The organism is Pseudomonas sp. NPDC090201 (genome assembly GCF_044746825.1).
Lineage (GTDB): Bacteria > Pseudomonadota > Gammaproteobacteria > Pseudomonadales > Pseudomonadaceae > Aquipseudomonas > Aquipseudomonas putida_AD.
This window is the reverse complement of the sequence record NZ_JBIVCX010000002.1, coordinates 396,771-414,333: the sequence shown is the minus strand read 5'-3', so window position 1 is coordinate 414,333 and position 17,563 is coordinate 396,771. Positions and strand designations below refer to the sequence as shown.

Sequence of the window (17,563 nt, the reverse complement as noted above, 5' to 3'; positions counted from 1 at the left end):
ACAGCTCCAGCAGAGTAGATGACTACTCTGCTGGAATTTGCCGGGTCAGTCGAGTTTGACTTCCGGCGGCTCGGGGGCATCCTTAGGCGCAGGCTTGATCTCGGCGGGCGCCGAAGCCGGTGCAACCAGCGGCGGGGCGATGGTCTTGTGCTCGGGTTCGACGGGCACCATCTTGTATTCCTGGCCCTGCATGTTCTTGAGGTAGACCTCCATCTGCCGGAACGAGATGTTGATCTTGTGCTTCTTGAACTCCTTGTTGATGAAGCGGTTGATCTCGTCCAGCACCGGGTTACGGTCGCCGAGGTCGTGCACGTGCATGCGCAGTTCGTGGTCCAGCGTGCTTTCGCCGAAGTTCAGGAAGTAGACGATCGGCTCCGGCTCCTTGAGCACCCGCGGGCTGTCATGGGCGGCCTGCAGCAGCAGAGTGCGCACCAGGTCCAGGTCCGAGCCGTAATCCACGCCCAGTTTCAGGGTCACGCGGGTGATGGTGTCGGTCAGCGACCAGTTGATGAGCTGTCCGGTGATGAACGTCTTGTTCGGGACGATGATGTCCTTGCGGTCGAAGTCGGTGATGGTGGTCGCACGGATGCGGATCTTGCTCACGGTGCCCGACAGGTTGCCGATGGTGATGGTGTCGCCGATCCGCACCGGACGCTCGAACAGGATCATGATGCCGGAGATGAAGTTGGCGAAGATTTCCTGCATGCCGAAACCCAGGCCGACCGACAGCGCAGCCACCAGCCACTGCAATTTGTCCCAGCTCACGCCCAGTGCCGACAGTGTGGAGACAAAGCCGACGCCCGCAATGATGTAGGAAAGCAGGGTAGTGGTCGCGTAGGAACTGCCCTGCTTGAGGTTCAGTTTCGACAGCACGAACACTTCCAGCAGGCCCGGCAGGTTACCCGCCAGCACGAAGGTGATGCCGATGATGACCAGCGCACCGATCAGGTCGCCCAGGCTGATGGGCACCATGCTCATGTTGGCGCCGGTGCCGCTGGTGTATTCGTACAGGGTGATGTTGTCCAAGTACGAGAACACCGTGATCAGGTCGGCCCAGACCAGATACAGCGCGCCGATGAAGCCGCCGATCAGCGCGAGGCGGATCAGGCGCAGCGACTGCTGGTTGACCTGCTCGATGTCCAGCGTCGGCTCTTCGACCAGCACTTCGCCTTCGCCGGCTTCCTTGGCCGCCTGGCGTTTGCTCAGCGCGCGGTTGTAGGCCAGACGGCGTGCCGCGACGCCCAGGCCGCGCACGAACGCCGCTTCGATGACCAGCCACAGCATCATCAGGTACAGGGTGTCGATCAGCCGGTCGCTGAGTTTCAGCGCGGTGTAGTAGTAGCCAAAGCACACCGCCAGGAACAGCGCGATGGGCAGCGCGGTAAACGCCAGGCCCACGGCGCGGCGGAACAGCGAGGCGTTCTGGTGCGTGGGGCTGGTCAGCAGCAGCTTGGCCAGCAGCCAGGTCATCATGGCGTAGCAGGTCAGGACCACGGCGATGCCGATCACATCGTCGGCCAGCGCGGAGGGCTCATGCTCGGCCACGGCCACCACGGTGACCAGCGCCAGTACCACCAGGCCCATGCGCCGGATCCAGCCACGCAGAAACTCGACCTGTGGCTTTTCCCAACGGAAGTGCAACTGCGCCACGCCGCCCGGCGCGAGGATACGGTAGGCGGTGTAGAACACCAGCCAGGCCAGGGAAATCTGCATCAGCGCCGCGCCCAGATTGACGTTCTGCTCCCGGGCGTCGATCTGCAGCGCCAGCGCGCACAAGGCCAGTGCCAGGGACAGGGGCATGGCCAGCAGGATGTTGATGAAGATCGCCAACGGCGTCTGCCACTGCCTGTCGCGCTTGAAATGGCCGATGTCACCATGCAGGCGATTGAGCTTGGCGTACAGCGCCTTGCGCTTCCACATCAAGGCGCCGATGACCAGCAACAGCGGCAGGAATATCAGCGGGCGCTGGCTCAGGCCGTCGCCCAGTTCGCTGACGGTGGACGTCCACGGCAGCGTGGTGATCTGCTTCATCAGGCGTGGCTGCACCCGTTGGAACCACTCAAGGTCCAGCGGCTTGTTGCTGGGAATCCAGAACATCTGCTCGTCCAGGGTCTGGCGCAGGCTGGTGGCCGTGCTGACCAGTTGCTTCTGGTTGAGTTGCAGGGTGATGGACTCGTTGAGCAGGGCGCTCAGTTCGCGGTTCAGGCGTTCGAGCAGGTCGCTGCGGGTGGTGGCCAGGTCCAGCAGGGTCTTGCGCAGCGCCGGGGTCACGTCCTCGGGCTTCTGGGTGGCCAGCAGGGTGTCGACGTAGCTGGCAGGGTTGCTCATCTGCTCGCGCTGCTGGTTGACCTCGAACTGATACAGGCGAATGTCGGCGATTTCGTCCGCCAGGCCGCTGTCGAGCTTGAGCTTGGGCAGCGCCTGTTTCTGTTTATAGAGAATCTTGGACAGCAGCAGGCTGCCGCTGAGCACGTTGATCTGCTCGTCCATCGCCGCGTCGGTCTGGGTGATGGCGTCCAGCTGGGTCTTGGTCTTGAGGTTCTGCTGAGTCAGTTCGTTGAGGCGGTCGGTGCCGCGCAGCAGGTAGTCCGAGAGCTTGAGGTTGGTCGCGCTTTCGGTCGCCAGCAGGCTGCTGCCGCCAGCTTTTTGTGCCTCGATGGACAACTGCGTCACGGTTTCCTGGGACTGTGCGCGGCGCTTGTCGTTGATCAGCGTTTGCAGGTCCTGGATTTCCTGGTCCTGGCGGGCGACTTTTTCGGTCAACAGGTCACGCTGGCTGCCGCCCAGGTCCTGCAACTGGCTGTTGCCGGCCAGTTCCTGGCGACGCAGGGCGATCAGCGCGTTGATCGAGGCCAGTTCTGCATTGAGCTGGTTGCGCTGGTCGGCGCTGATGGCTTTGCTGCCATCCTTGCCGGACTTGAGAATGCCGCTGATGGTCTGCATGCGCGTCTGGCTGCTGCTGATTTCCGCCTGCGCACGCTCGGGGCGGGTCTGGGCGGTGATCGTCAGGCTGTTGGCGTCGTTCAGGGCTTTCTGCAGGTCGGCCTGCTGGGCGCTGCGCTGGCTGAGCAACTGCTCGAGGGCCGGCACGTCCATGTTGGCGTAGCGCTGGGCCACCGGTATCTGGCGGATGCCCTTCAGGCGTGTCAGTTCTTTCTGATTGTCTACCGTCTGTTTCGGCGCGTCGGCCAGCTGCTTCTTCAGGTCTTCGAGCTTGCGCTGGTTGTCCTTCTGGCTGGCCAGGAACGTGAGCGTCTGCTCCAGCACCTGTTGCAGGGCTTTCTGGTCATCGGGCGACAGTTTGCGGTCGGCGATCTTGTCCAGGCTCTGCTGAACGGCTTCGCTGGACGGTGGGGGCGTGTCGGCGGCGTGAGCCGGGACGTTGGACAGGCAAAGCCCCAGCAAGGCTGGGGCAAGAAAGGTACGCAGCGAGAACATAGACACCGGGTCGAACAATCAGGAAAGGGGAGCAGTTTAGAGGAACAACCCGGGACCCGGGCGGCTTCCTTCGGGGAATCTGACGCCCACTTTGAGGATCTTGTTCCCCTCCATCACTGCAACTGTCCAAATAGTTCCGTTCCATTCGATCTGGTCGCCGACGATTGGCTCGCCGCGATTCTTCTGAATGATGAACTGGCTCAGCGGCATATTCGAATCCAGGCCGTCGAGTTTCAGACCGTACAAAGCCGCGACAGCCCCGAGCTGAGCGTCTCCCTCGAGGACAAAGTCACCGAAGAAGCGCAGATCCAGACCACGCTGCGGTGCCTGGCTGAACAGCTTGCCCAGTGCCGGAAGGTCGTGTTCGTGGCCGATCACGCACAGCAGGTCACCGGTCTCCAGCACCGTACTACCCGACGGATGGAGCAGTTGCTGGCCGCGAAACAGGGCGGCGATCCGGGTGCCTTCGGGCATTTTCAGCTCACGAAGGGCCGCACCGATGCACCATTTCTCCGCACCGAGTCGATAAACGAACAGTTCCCACTCGCTGGTCACGTGAACTTCCAGCGCCGCGCGGGAGATCGGAGCAGGATCAGGCGGAACCGTCACCTTCAGCCACTTGGCCATCCACGGCAGGCTCGTGCCCTGCACCAGCAGCGACACCAGCACGATAAAGAACGCCAGGTTGAAGAACAGCTGCGCCTGAGGCAGCCCGGCCATCAGCGGGAACACCGCCAGAATGATCGGCACCGCGCCGCGCAGGCCGACCCAGGCGATAAAGGCCTTTTCGCGGCCATGGAACACCCGAAACGGCAGCAAGCCGGCGAGTACCGACAGCGGCCGCGCCACCAGAATCATCCACAGGGCCAGGCCCAGCGCAGGCACGGCAATCGGCAGCAGATCGTGAGGCGTGACCAACAGGCCCAGCACCAGGAACATGCCGATCTGCGCCAGCCACGCCATGCCGTCGAGCATGTGCAGGATGCCGTGGCGGCTGCGAATCGGCTTGTTGCCCAGCACCAGACCGCACAGGTAGACGGCCAGAAAGCCGCTGCCGTGAATGGCGTTGGTCAACGCGAAGACCGCCAGGCCCCCGGCGATCACCAGAATCGGATACAGGCCGTTGGCCAGGTTGATCCGGTTGACCAGTTGCAGCATCAGCCAGCCGCCGCCCAGGCCCAGAATGCTGCCGATGCCGAATTCCTGAATCAGATGCCCCAGCAGGCTCCAGTGCAGGCCGGTCTGGCCGCTGGACAGCATGTCGATCAGCGTGACGGTGAGAAACACCGCCATCGGGTCATTGCTGCCAGATTCGATTTCAAGGCTGGCCGTGACCCGTTCGTTCAGGCCCTTGCCGCCCAGCAGCGAGAACACCGCCGCCGCGTCCGTGGAGCCAACGATGGCGCCGATCAAAAGGCCCTGGATGATGTTCAGGTCGAACAGCCAGGCCGCGATCATGCCCGTCAGCCCGGTGGTGATGAGCACGCCCACCGTCGCCAGCGACAGCGCAGGCCACAGCGCCACCCGGAAACTTGCCACCCGCGTGCGCAATCCGCCGTCGAGGAGGATCACCGCCAGTGCCAGGTTGCCGACCAGATAAGCCGTCGGGTAGTTGTCGAAGATGATGCCGCCGCCATCGACACCGGCCGCCATGCCGACCGCCAGAATGATGACCAGAATCGGGATGCCCAGACGCGATGACAGCGAACTGACCAGAATACTTGCGCCCACCAGCAACGCGCCGATCAGGAACAGGCTGTTGATGGTCGTGGCATCCAAGGGCGGTACTCCAGACAAAAGCAGAAATAAATGCAAAACGCGATACACATAAGCCGGTGACCGACCATGCAGTCCGCGTGCCAAGGGATTTAACCCGTTGAATCGGCTGGCTGTCAAAGCTTTGTCGACCGTCCCTTGGTTGTGGGGGCATAGGTGCGGTGCTCAGCGTCCGACAGCGGCAGTCAAAGTAAATAGTTACCGCATGTTGATCTGCACAAACTGATTACGTGCATGACTTTCTCCAACAAGGATGACAAGTCATGCAGTCCGATACTGGCATCAACCCAGCCCTGCCATTGCAGCCAATCGAAAACCGGGCCGGACAGCAGCTCCATCAGGACGCTGCAGCCTTCATGAAAAACTATCCCGATATTCGTGCGCTGGCGTATGAGGCTGCGCGCACGATCATCCATAAACACACCGGGCAAAGCCTGGACCCGACGACCCTGTACTGGCATCGCTTCAAGAATGCAATGAACAGCGCTCGAACCTTTACAGGCTGGGAGCACAGCGGTAGCCCCTATCAGTCGCTGACCCTGATCGAGCTGGTGATGCATCGCTTCGATGCCGCCGACCAAGAGGCTCCAGACGAGCTTGACCTCTACGGCGGGTTCTACACCGTTGGGCCGGACGAGCAGGTATACGACGAGCACAACGAAGTTCCGATGCTGCCCAGCCAGGTACTGCAGGACTTCTGGAGGATGGATTTCGCCGCAGACTGCAGGCACCGAGTGGAGGTGTTCTGGCATCAGCACGCCGAGCGTTTCAGTCTGCTCGTCAAGACCCGGCTGCTGTCTTCAGCGGGACTGGCGCTCAGTCACCGGCAAATGACACCGCAAGACTTTCGAACGGTCTTGATGGCGGTCACCGGTGGTACGAATACCCACGTGACCAAGATGATGCTGCAGCCTGGCACGCGCCCTGCGGACGGGGTGTCGATCCGGCTGTTCGAGCTTGCTGGCACGCCTTCACGCAACACGCTGTGCATAAAGACCCGACAGGGGCGACGAATCCTGTACTGCCCCGACGAACAGCCGGCCTTTTTGTACTTCGACGATGATCTGGCCCTGACCCGATGGTTGAAGGCGCAGTTGGCCGACCCGGCGACGAAGGCGGCGCTGGTGTCGCGTTTTGTACGGGATGAAGCGGGCCGGGCGTCATTTACGAAAATACTCAAAGGGCTGGGAGATCGGGCGCTGGGTCAGGAGCGCGTCGTGCCCACTGGATCGACGGATGTGTTCTCGCAGTTGCGGGACCGTGCGCGCCAGGAAATGCGCGAAGACGTGCATCAACAATTGACCAGCAATGCCAGCCTGCGCAAGGCAATGTGGATTGGATATCTGGGCGCGTTCATCCAGGTCCTTGGTGCATTTGCACCTATCGGCTGGCCCTTGGCCTTGAGCATGGTGGGGGCGGGGATTGCGAATGTCGGGCTGAACATTGACCAGGCGATCAATGGACGCACGCCGCGTTTACGCAAGGCGGGCGTGGTGGGTGCCATCGCCAATTCGATTTACCTACTCCTCAACCTGCCGTTGCTGACGGACCTGCGTCGGCCGGTTTTGGCAATTCCGGATGAGGTTGAGGATCAGGTTGTGTCGCTCGACAGCCTGGAAGGCGACGCCCTTCTGGAGGACGCCCCTGCTGCTCACCGTGACAGCCGCTATCGTGGCGTTCACGTGATGGATAACGGCGATACCTGGATCCGTCTGAATGGTCGATCCTTTCGGGTGCAGCACGTTGCGGACCTGAACCTCTGGTACATCGTCAGGCCGCAGGAGCCGTTTTCGTTTCGCGGCGCACAGATGGTGCGCCTGAATGACGCGGACCAATGGGAGCTGGTCTCAGCGCTAGGCTTGAAGGGCGGGATGGAAGGCACCGCGCATGCGGGGCAAGCTCGCGCCGTAGCTCGATCTTTCGAGACAGTCTCGTCGGATTTCTGGGACGTCCACATGCAGTTCAACCTGCCGCAAGAGCGTCGCTTGTCTGCACTGGGTAACCAGCGTCAGGCATCGGTGATCGATGTCTACGATGCCGAACACTGGCAAATAGTCTTTTCCGACACCGACGGCGAGAGCGCCGTGATTGATCGCAGCGGCGAGATACACCGAGTGTTCAGGGCCGGGAACGACTGGTATGGCGGAGTCATCTCGCAATACACCCAGGATGAAGACGCCTACAACATTTTCCTGCGCACCGGGACGGGTACTGGGCGGGATCAGATCGGCGCGCTCAGCCGTCTGCTGGAGGATCTTTCGGAGATCGCGCCCAACAACGATGTCGCGCTCTATCGAGGCGGCAGCGGTCAACGGGGAACGTCAGGCCGAGCCTTTCGCGACGGCAGGTTCAAGCCCGGCGATGTGCTGGTCAACACCGACATCACCTCGTTCAGTGAAAATCCGTACATCGCCCGGGTGTTTTCCAGCAGCCAAGGCGGCGCCGCCTCGGACACCTATCATGGCAGCATTACCTTCGATGACACCTCAGTGGTCTTCGAGCTTCCTGAACGGCAATACCTCACCGCCACGCCCATCAGTCCCTTTTCTGTCAGCCCTGAAGAAGTCGAGTCGGTGTTCGTGCCCGGCAACTACTTTGAAATCCAGCGTATCCAGGAAGTGGCCGGCAACCGCTATCGCTTTGTAAATGTGCAGCTCAAACAGATCACTCCGGAGCGAGTGGCGGGTACTGTCTATGACATGCGCACCGGCCTGCCTTTCAACCGGGCGCACTATGCCGCGAGACTAGGACCCGACGCGAAGGGGCTGGTGGACAGGTTCTTTCCGCTCCAGCCATAACGCAGGGTCAGAAACCGCTGTCCGGCATTGAGAGGCAGACATCGTCACGGGCTTGCAGAATCGCAAGCTCGTGGTGGCAGGCTGGCACTTCCCATGTCAGGAAGTAGCGCGCCGCTTGCAGCTTGCCCCGGTAGAAGTCGGCGTCGGTTTCGTTGCCTGCATTCAGACCCTCCTGGGCGCGAATCGCCTGCTCCAGCCAACGCCAGCCGATCACGGTATGGCCGAAGGCTTTTAGATACAGCGCCGAGTTGGCCAGTGTGCTCGTGACTTTGCCTTGGGCCAGGTCGGTCAGCAGTGCCAGCGTGACCACTTGCAGGTTGGCGACGATCTTTTCCAGCGGCTCACGCAACGAGTCGAGGTTCTGGTGCTGCTGCGCACACTCACAGGTGGCTGCAATGAGACGCAGCAGTTGTTTGAGCCCGGCGCCGCCGTTCTGCGCCAGCTTGCGCCCCAGCAGGTCAAGCGACTGAATGCCGTGGGTGCCTTCGTGGATCGGGTTCAGGCGGTTGTCGCGGTAGTACTGCTCCACCGGGTACTCGCGGGTGTAGCCGTGACCGCCGAGGATCTGGATCGCCAGCTCGTTGGCCTTGAGGCAAAACTCCGATGGCCAGGATTTGACGATGGGCGTGAGCAGGTCCAGCAGCTCATGGGCCTGGGTGCGCTGCTCCGCGGTTTCACCGGTTTGCGTGTCGTCGAACAGACGGGCGGCATACAGGCCCAGATCGAACGCACCTTCGACATAGGCTTTCTGAGTCAGCAGCATGCGTTTGACGTCGGCATGCTGGATGATCGAAACCTGCGCGCTTTCCGGGTTCTTGCTTTCGGGAAGCCGGCCTTGCGGGCGTTCGCGGGCGTAGTCCAGTGAGTACAGGTAACCGGCATAGCCGAGCATCACCGCGCCCATACCGACGCCGATGCGCGCCTCGTTCATCATCTGAAACATGTAGCTCAGACCCTGGTGCGGCTTGCCGATCAGATAGCCCGTGCAGTTGCCGTTGTCGCCGAAATTCAGCGCGGTGGACGTGGTGCCGCGCCAGCCCATCTTGTGGAACAGCCCGGCCAGCAGCACATCGTTGCGCGGCCCAAGGCTGCCGTCGTCGTTGACCAGGAATTTCGGCACGATGAACAGCGAAATCCCCTTCACTCCGGCAGGCGCGTCCGGCAGCTTGGCCAGCACCAGATGGACGATGTTCTCCGACAGCGGATGGTCGCCGCCTGAAATAAAGATCTTGTTGCCGCGCAGGCGATAGCTGCCGTCTGCTGCGGGCTCGGCGCGGGTGCGGATGTCCGACAGGGACGAGCCGGCGTGGGGCTCGGTCAGGGCCATGGTGCCAAAGAACCGGCCCTCGATCATCGGCTGCAGGAAGCGGCGCTTTTGCTCCTCGCTGCCGAAGTTCTCGATCAGGTTCGCCGCGCCCATGGTCAGGAAAGGGTAGGACGCAGAAGCCGCGTTGGCCGCCTGAAAATGCGCAAAACAGGCCTGAGACAGCAGCGTCGGCAGCTGCATACCGCCGTCTTCGAAACCGCGAGCGGCATTGAGAAAACCCGCCTCGAGAAACGCATCCACCGCAGGTTTGACCTCCGGAATCAAAACCGCCTCGCCGTTCTCGTAGCGCGGCTCGTTTTCATCGTTCTTGCGGTTATGCGGGGCAAAGAACTTCTCGGCAATGGTCCGCGCCGTCGTGATCGCCGCGTCAAACGTCTCCCGACTGTGCTCGGCAAAACGCTCCCGCCGAGTCAGCGCCTCGGCGTCCAGCACCTCATACAGCTCGAAAGCCAGATTGCGGGAACTGAGCAGCATCTCGGACATGGCGGCGTACCTTTCATTGAAGTGCTGCCGAGTCTAGGAGGGTGAGAGTGGGGTGGGTAGCAAGATTGATTTGGGTGATGGGGGGGTAGAACGCAGGCCGCTCAAACACCGCCAAACCCGTAGGAGCGCGCTTGCCCGCGATTGCGTCAACACATGTATTGCAATGATGGCTGGCACGACGCCTTCGCGGGCAAGCCCGCTCCCACAGAGATCGTGGCCGATTGTCTATATGAGTATGGCTTGGAGGCGGGGGCGATTTTGAGTGCGCTGTCGCCGGCAAGCCGGACTGCTACGGTGGGTGGGGTTGGGCGCGAATGGTCGAACGTCCGCAGAACCTGTAGGAGTGAGCTTGCTCGCGATTGCGTCAACACATATTCCGCAATGGCGTCTGACCCAACGCAATCGCGGGCAAGCGCGCTCCCACAGCGATCGGGGCCGATTGTCTATCTGAGTATGGCTTGGAGGCGGGGGCGATTTTGAGGGTGGTCCCGCCGGCAAGCCGTGCTGCTACGGTGGGTGGGGTTGGGCGCAAATGGTCGAAGCGCCGCAGAGCGTGTAGGAGCGCGCTTGCCCGCGATTACGTCGGGGCAGACAACGCAGGGGTATTTGACCTGGCCCTGTCGCGGGCAAGCGCGCTCCTACAGAGGTTGAGGTAGATGATCCGTAGCAGCACGGCTCGCCGGCGGGGGCGATTTTGAGGGTGGTCCCGCCGGCAAGCCGGACTGCTACGGTGGGTGGGGTTGGGCGCGAATGGTCGAAGCGCCGCAGGATGTGTAGGAGCGCGCTTGCCCGCGACTGCGTCAGTGCAGACACCGCAGTGGCGTCTGACCCGACGCCGTCGCGGGCAAGCGCGCTCCTACAGAGATTGGTTTAGGTCACCTGTAGCAGCACGGCTTGCCGGCGGGAGCGATTTTGTGGGCGCTGTCGCCGGCAAGCCGGACTGCTACGGTGTTATTGCGTTTTATCGGGGGGGGTTAGCCAATCGTCATCAGGCTTGCGTTACCACCTGCTGCCGCGGTGTTTACGCTCAGCGCGCGTTCGATCACCAGGCGTTCCAGCGCGATGCTGGTTTCGCCTTTGGACAGGCCGTGCACACCCACGATGGCGCCGTTGCGTTGGGCGACTTGCTCGCAGATGACGCGCAACTGGTCGGAGTCGCCGTGGTGCAGTACGGCTTCGATCAGCACGTCGTCCTTGTTCCAGTCGCCCACCAGCTTGACCCGCGCCTGAACTTCTTTTGGCAGGCGTTTGAACAGCGGCTTGCTCAGTTCGTTGTCCGGCACGATGGCAGTGCTGCCAACCGCCAGGACCGCAGCCAGTTGCGTCAGCAAGTCGGCCTCATCTTCCGCCAGGCACAGCACGTGCTCGCGGGGCAGGATGCTGTAGCTGTTGCGCTCGCCGGTCGGGCCCGCCAGTTGGCGAGTGACGCCGCTTTGCGACTGCTCGGCAAACTGCGAGATCACCACTTCCAGATCCGCCAGTTGCTGGCTCGCAGCCCAGGCTTGCAGGGCGGTCAGTGGCTTGAGCAGCACGTCGCGCATGCGGGTGTCCGGTGTAGTCCCGGCGTCACGCAGCGCGAAGGATTTCTGCACGGCATCGGCAGGACGCGTCGACAGCAGACGATACAGGTACAGCGGGCCACCGGCTTTCGGGCCGGTCCCCGACAGGCCTTCGCCGCCGAACGGTTGCACCCCGACCACCGCACCCACGATGTTGCGGTTGACGTACATGTTGCCCGCGTTCACCGAGTCGATCACCTTGGCGATGGTCTCGTCGATGCGGGTGTGTACACCCAGGGTCAGGCCGTAGCCCGACGCATTGATCTGGGCGATCAACTGATCCAGTTCCTTGCGCTTGTAGCGCACCACGTGCAGGACCGGGCCGAAGATTTCACGCTGCAGCTCGTCGAAGCTTTCCAGCTCGATCAGGGTCGGCATCACGAAGGTGCCGCGCTTGATTTCGTCGCTGTCGGCGATGGCGACCTGGTAAACGTTACGGCCTTTGTCGCGCATGGCCTGAATGTGTTTCTCGATGCCTGCCTTGGCTTCGGCGTCGATCACCGGGCCGATGTCCACGGACAGGCGCTCGGGGTTGCCCAGGCGGCTTTCGGCCATGGCGCCCTTGAGCATTTCGATGACACGGTCGGCGGAATCTTCCTGCAAGCACAGTACGCGCAGGGCTGAGCAGCGCTGACCGGCGCTGTCGAACGCCGAGGACACCACGTCGATGACCACTTGTTCGGTCAGCGCCGAGGAGTCGACGATCATTGCGTTCTGGCCACCGGTTTCGGCGATCAGCGGAATCGGACGGCCCTGGGAATCCAGGCGACCGGCGATGTTGCGTTGCAGCAGGCGGGCGACTTCGGTGGAGCCGGTGAACATCACGCCCTTGACGCGATCATCGCCGACCAGGCGCGCACCGACGGTCTCGCCACGGCCGGGCAACAGTTGCACCACGCCTTCGGGGATACCGGCTTCGAGCAGGAAACGCACGGCCTGGGCAGCGACGAGCGGGGTCTGTTCGGCAGGCTTGGCCAGGACCGGGTTGCCCGCAGCCAGTGCCGCAGCCACCTGGCCGCTAAAGATGGCCAGCGGGAAGTTCCACGGGCTGATGCACACCACAGGGCCCAGCGGGCGATGGGCGTCGTTGCTGAAATCGTTGCGCGCCTGCACGGCGTAATAGCGCAGGAAGTCCACGGCCTCGCGCACTTCGGCGATGGCGTTGGCGTAGGTCTTGCCGGCTTCGCGGGCCAGCAGGCCCATCAGCGGCTGGATGTCGGCTTCCATCAGGTCGGCGGCACGCTCCAGGATCGCGGCGCGTTCGGCAGGCGGCGTGGCTTGCCAGATCGGACCGGCACTCAGGGCGCCGAGCAGGGCATTGTCGACGTCTTCGATGCTGGCTTCCTGCACATGGCCGACCACATCACGTAGGTCGGACGGATTCAGCACCGGGGTTTCAGCGCCCGCACTGACCGGATGGGCCAGCGTCGGCAGGGCTTTCCAGTCGTTGTGGGCGGTGGCCAGCAGGGCCGAGGACAGCGACGCCAGACGGTGTTCGTTGGCCATGTCGATGCCCGCCGAGTTGGCGCGCTCGCTGCCATACAGGTCACGCGGCAATGGAATGCGCGGGTGCGGTAGACCGAAGCCGCCTTCCTGGGTGGCCATGCGCTCGATGCTGGAAACCGGATCGGCCACCAGTTCCTGGATGGAGATCGACTGATCGGCAATGCGGTTGACGAACGAGGTGTTGGCGCCGTTTTCCAGCAGGCGACGCACCAGGTAGGCCAACAGCGTTTCGTGGGTGCCGACCGGAGCGTACACACGGCACGGACGGTTCAGCTTGCCATCGGCGACTTTGCCTACAACCTGCTCGTACAAAGGCTCGCCCATGCCGTGGAGGCACTGGAATTCGTACTGGCCGGGGTAATAGTTCTGACCGGCAATGTGGTAGATCGCCGACAGCGTGTGGGCGTTGTGGGTCGCGAACTGCGGGTAGATGACTTCCGGCACCGACAGCAGTTTGCGTGCGCAGGCGATGTAGGAAACGTCGGTGTACACCTTGCGGGTGTAGACCGGATAGCCTTCCAGGCCTTCGACCTGGGCGCGCTTGATCTCGCTGTCCCAGTAGGCGCCTTTCACCAGGCGAATCATCAGGCGGTGACGGCTGCGACGAGCCAGGTCGATCACGTAGTCGATCACGTACGGGCAGCGCTTCTGGTAGGCCTGGATCACGAAGCCGATGCCGTTCCAGCCCGCCAGTTGCGGTTCGAAACACAGGCGTTCGAGCAGGTCCAGCGACAGCTCCAGGCGGTCGGCCTCTTCGGCGTCGATGTTCAGGCCGATGTCGTACTGCTTGGCCAGCAGGGTCAGCGACAGCAGGCGTGGATACAGCTCTTCCATCACGCGCTCGTACTGGGCGCGGCTGTAGCGCGGGTGCAGTGCCGACAGCTTGATGGAAATGCCCGGACCTTCGTAGATCCCACGGCCGTGGGAGGCTTTGCCGATGGAGTGGATGGCTTGTTCGTACGAGGCCAGGTATTTCTGTGCGTCGTGCTCGGTCAGTGCGGCTTCGCCGAGCATGTCGTAGGAGTAGCGGAAACCTTTGGATTCGAACTTGCTGGCGTTGGCCAGGGCTTCGGCAATGGTTTCGCCGGTCACGAATTGCTCGCCCATCAGGCGCATGGCCATGTCGACGCCCTTGCGGATCATCGGCTCGCCGGACTTGCCGATGATGCGGCTCAGCGAAGAGGTCAGGCCCGCCTCGTTGTGGGTGCTGACCAGTTTGCCGGTCAGCAGCAGGCCCCAGGTGGCGGCGTTGACGAACAGCGACGGGCTGTTGCCCAGGTGCGGTTGCCAGTTGCCGGTGCTGATCTTGTCGCGGATCAGAGCATCGCGGGTGCCTTTGTCCGGGATGCGCAGCAGCGCTTCGGCCAGGCACATCAGCGCCACGCCTTCCTGGGACGACAATGAGAATTCCTGCAGCAGGCCCTGCACGATGCCGGCACGGCCACCGGCGCTCTTCTGGTTGCGCAGTTTTTCGGCAATGGAGGCGGCCAGTTTATGAGTGGCGTCGGCCATCGGCTGGGCCAGACGAGCCTGTTCCAGCAGCATCGGCACCACTTCGGGTTCCGGGCGGCGGTAGGCGGAAGTGATCGCGGCGCGCAGCACCGACTGCGGCAGGATGCTTTCGGCGAATTCGAGGAACGCCTGGTGGCCATTGTCGGCCGGCAGGTCGCCCTGATCGTCGGAATCCTTGCCGGTCAGGCCATTGAGGTCGTTGAGGGTTGCACCACTCTCGAGCTTTTCCAGGTAATTGAAGATTGCCTGCTTGATGAGCCAGTGCGGGGTCCGGTCAATGGACTGCGCAGCTGCCTTCAAACGCTCGCGGGTCGGGTCGTCGAGTTTGACGCCCAGAGTAGTGGTGGCCATTTCTTGTCCTCATAGGAGCCACTGTTCGCGTGGCTATCGTTGCCGCCAAGATTATCTGCGCATCGGACGGGGTGCAACCGGGTGCAACCTGTTTTTTCCGAATATTTCAGAAAGCGTCACGCATGCCCCGAAGTGGGGCGCTGGCCCCCTGTAATCAGGCGTTGCGGCGTGCTGAGGCGCTTTTCCGAAAGGCTAATAAAACCAGTTGGTTACATTTTTTTGCCCATTCGGGTGCAACTGATTCTCATCTTCTGGTTGCGCCTGGGTTGCCATTCTGTCTAGCATGCGCGCCCTTGGTGCAACCCGTTGCCCCCTGCCATAAAAATATAAAGCATGGACACCCAATGAGCGTCAGTAACCCAACTCTGATCACCTTCGTGATCTACATCGCGGCAATGGTCCTGATCGGACTGATGGCCTATCGATCCACCAATAACCTCTCGGACTATATCCTCGGCGGCCGCAGCCTGGGCAGCGTCGTGACCGCATTGTCGGCCGGTGCCTCGGACATGAGCGGCTGGCTGCTGATGGGCTTGCCGGGCGCAATCTATATGTCCGGCCTGTCGGAAAGCTGGATCGCCATCGGCCTGATCGTCGGTGCCTACCTGAACTGGCTGTTCGTGGCGGGGCGCCTGCGGGTGCAGACCGAGCACAACGGTGACGCGCTGACGCTGCCGGATTACTTTTCCAGCCGTTTCGAGGACAACAGCGGTCTGTTGCGGGTGATTTCGGCGATCGTGATCCTGGTGTTCTTCACCATTTACTGCGCCTCGGGCATCGTCGCAGGCGCGCGCCTGTTCGAAAGCACCTTTGGCATGTCCTACGAATCGGCCCTTTGGGCGGGCGCTGCGGCGACCATTGCCTACACCTTCATCGGCGGTTTCCTGGCCGTAAGCTGGACGGATACCGTACAGGCCACCCTGATGATCTTCGCGCTGATCCTCACGCCGATCATCGTCCTGCTGGCCACCGGCGGCGTCGATACCACGTTCCTGGCCATCGAAGCGAAAGATCCGGCCAACTTCGACATGCTCAAGAACACCACCTTCATCGGCATCATTTCGCTGATGGGCTGGGGCCTGGGCTACTTCGGCCAGCCGCATATCCTGGCGCGCTTCATGGCGGCGGATTCGGTCAAGTCGATTGCCAACGCCCGCCGTATCTCCATGACCTGGATGATCCTGTGCCTGGGCGGCACCGTGGCGGTGGGCTTCTTCGGGATCGCCTATTTCTCGGCGCACCCGGACATGGCGGTTCCGGTAACCGAAAACCACGAGCGGGTGTTCATCGAACTGGCGAAGATCCTGTTCAACCCGTGGATCGCTGGTGTATTGCTGTCGGCCATTCTGGCGGCGGTCATGAGTACCCTGAGCTGCCAGTTGCTGGTGTGCTCCAGTGCCCTGACCGAGGACTTCTACAAGGCCTTCCTGCGCAAAGGCGCTTCGCAGCTTGAGCTGGTCTGGGTGGGTCGGGCGATGGTGTTGCTGGTGGCGCTGATCGCCATTGCGCTGGCCGCCAACCCGGAAAACCGCGTGCTGGGTCTGGTGAGCTACGCCTGGGCTGGCTTCGGTGCAGCGTTCGGGCCGGTGGTGCTGATTTCCGTGATCTGGAAAGGCATGACCCGCAACGGTGCGCTGGCCGGGATTCTGGTGGGTGCGATCACGGTGGTGCTGTGGAAGCATTTCGAACTGCTGGGGCTGTACGAAATCATTCCGGGCTTCATCTTCGCCAGCATTGCCATCGTGGTGTTCAGCCTGACGGGCAAAGGGCCGACGCCGGGTATGCAGGCGCGGTTTGAGGCGGCTGAGAAAGAGTACAAGGCGGCTTAAACCAGCTGCTTATAAAGAAAGCCCGCGCCTCGCAAGGAGCGCGGGCTTTTTTCTTTGCTGTAGGAGCGCGCTTGCCCGCGATTACGGTGTGTCAGATATCCATGAGTGGCCTGACACACTGCCATCGCGGGCAAGCGCGCTCCTACAGGTTGTGAGGTGTTTTCAGGTCTTGCGGTGGTCGATATCCAGGTTGAAAAACATCGTCTTTCCGCCTTCGCTGGTGTACCCGGTGTTGTCCTGGGTGTACACGCCGGCCTTGAAGTACAGCTGCTCCTTGCTCCAGGTGGCGCTGATGCGGTCGTACCAGGCCATGTTCCCTGCCTTGACGGTCAATAAGCCGGCCTTGTTCAGGTGGATTTCGTAATTGAAGGTTTCATTGAGGGGGATGCCCTCGGCCACGGTGAAAATCCGCGCTTTCTTGTCGGTGGGATGAAATCGCACCTTGGCCACAATGGCGCCGTCCTTGGTTGCGTCGCGGTACTGGTATTCGACCTTCAGCAGTGGCTGGGTGCTTTCGTAGACGTGAATCTGGCCGATCACCACGCGCCCCGAGGAGGGCACCTGCAGCACCTTGAGCTTGGCATTGAGGAAATTGTCGGCGTCGGTGTAGGACCAGTTGCGCAGGGTGCCGTCAGAGAAGGTTTCGCGCAGTTCGGTACGCGGGTAGATGGCGTTGGCAGTCTTGGCGCCGGTGACCGGAGCCCAGAAAGTGACGTTCGACGAGCCGGATTTGAAATATTTGTCGTCGTATCCCTGGACGAGCTTCTTCGTTTCGATGGTAGCGGGGGGCGAGCCCACTGGAATGCTCAGATTCCACGATCCCAGATCAATCATTGTGTATGCTGTCCGATATGTCTCATTGCCAGTAAACGTGTCTGGCGCAAGGGTTTCAGGGGTGCTCCTTATACGTATGGGGGCCTGCTTTGTTAATGTGATTCCGTCGAACGGATACAGTCAAAAGGCCGCTATTTCCTCGCTCTATCC

The 17,563-nt window shown here is 61.9% G+C and carries 7 protein-coding genes; 2 read left to right on the top strand and 5 right to left on the bottom strand.

Going from position 1 to position 17,563, the window contains the following annotated elements; translation table 11 throughout:
* Positions 1-45: 45 nt before the first annotated feature.
* Both mscK and ACIPOO_RS08020 read right to left on the bottom strand, forming a co-directional pair.
* Positions 46-3,438, bottom strand: coding sequence for a mechanosensitive channel MscK (gene mscK / locus ACIPOO_RS08025; protein ID WP_400605724.1), 3,393 nt, complete (start codon positions 3,436-3,438; stop codon positions 46-48).
* A gap of 36 nt (positions 3,439-3,474) precedes the next feature.
* Positions 3,475-5,217 carry a potassium/proton antiporter gene (locus ACIPOO_RS08020; RefSeq protein ID WP_274131779.1) on the bottom strand — a complete coding sequence of 581 codons (1,743 nt, stop codon included), beginning with the start codon at positions 5,215-5,217 and terminating at the stop codon, positions 3,475-3,477.
* Between the two features lie 260 nt (positions 5,218-5,477).
* On the opposite strand from ACIPOO_RS08020, the gene ACIPOO_RS08015 reads away from it, so the two are divergent.
* Positions 5,478-8,012: a dermonecrotic toxin domain-containing protein gene (locus ACIPOO_RS08015; RefSeq protein ID WP_400605721.1), complete on the top strand. Its 2,535-nt coding sequence runs from the start codon at positions 5,478-5,480 to the stop codon at positions 8,010-8,012.
* Between the two features lie 7 nt (positions 8,013-8,019).
* On the opposite strand, the gene ACIPOO_RS08010 is transcribed toward ACIPOO_RS08015, so the two are convergent.
* Both ACIPOO_RS08010 and putA read right to left on the bottom strand, forming a co-directional pair.
* A complete protein-coding gene (locus ACIPOO_RS08010) occupies positions 8,020-9,822 on the bottom strand; it encodes an acyl-CoA dehydrogenase (RefSeq protein ID WP_400605718.1) in 1,803 nt (600 codons plus the stop codon).
* A 974-nt stretch (positions 9,823-10,796) separates the two neighbouring features.
* Positions 10,797-14,750, bottom strand: coding sequence for a trifunctional transcriptional regulator/proline dehydrogenase/L-glutamate gamma-semialdehyde dehydrogenase (gene putA, locus ACIPOO_RS08005; protein WP_400605715.1), 3,954 nt, complete (start codon positions 14,748-14,750; stop codon positions 10,797-10,799).
* A gap of 344 nt (positions 14,751-15,094) precedes the next feature.
* On the opposite strand from putA, the gene putP reads away from it, so the two are divergent.
* A complete protein-coding gene (gene putP / locus ACIPOO_RS08000; protein WP_400605713.1) occupies positions 15,095-16,579 on the top strand; it encodes a sodium/proline symporter PutP in 1,485 nt (494 codons plus the stop codon).
* Positions 16,580-16,741: 162 nt separating this feature from the next.
* Here the strand turns inward: putP and ACIPOO_RS07995 are convergent, their stop codons facing one another.
* Positions 16,742-17,413 carry a polysaccharide lyase family 7 protein gene (locus ACIPOO_RS07995; RefSeq protein ID WP_274131773.1) on the bottom strand — a complete coding sequence of 224 codons (672 nt, stop codon included), beginning with the start codon at positions 17,411-17,413 and terminating at the stop codon, positions 16,742-16,744.
* Positions 17,414-17,563: the final 150 nt, after the last annotated feature.

Bases quoted from the DNA above. Each gene is read 5' to 3' on its own strand.
- mscK (WP_400605724.1), bottom strand. From the start codon at position 3,438: ATGTTCTCGCTGCGTACCTTTCTTGCCCCAGCCTTGCTGGGGCTTTGC.
- ACIPOO_RS08015 (WP_400605721.1), top strand. From the start codon at position 5,478: ATGCAGTCCGATACTGGCATCAACCCAGCCCTGCCATTGCAGCCAATC.
- ACIPOO_RS08010 (WP_400605718.1), bottom strand. From the start codon at position 9,822: ATGTCCGAGATGCTGCTCAGTTCCCGCAATCTGGCTTTCGAGCTGTAT.
- putA (WP_400605715.1), bottom strand. From the start codon at position 14,750: ATGGCCACCACTACTCTGGGCGTCAAACTCGACGACCCGACCCGCGAG.
- putP (WP_400605713.1), top strand. From the start codon at position 15,095: ATGAGCGTCAGTAACCCAACTCTGATCACCTTCGTGATCTACATCGCG.
- ACIPOO_RS07995 (WP_274131773.1), bottom strand. From the start codon at position 17,413: ATGATTGATCTGGGATCGTGGAATCTGAGCATTCCAGTGGGCTCGCCC.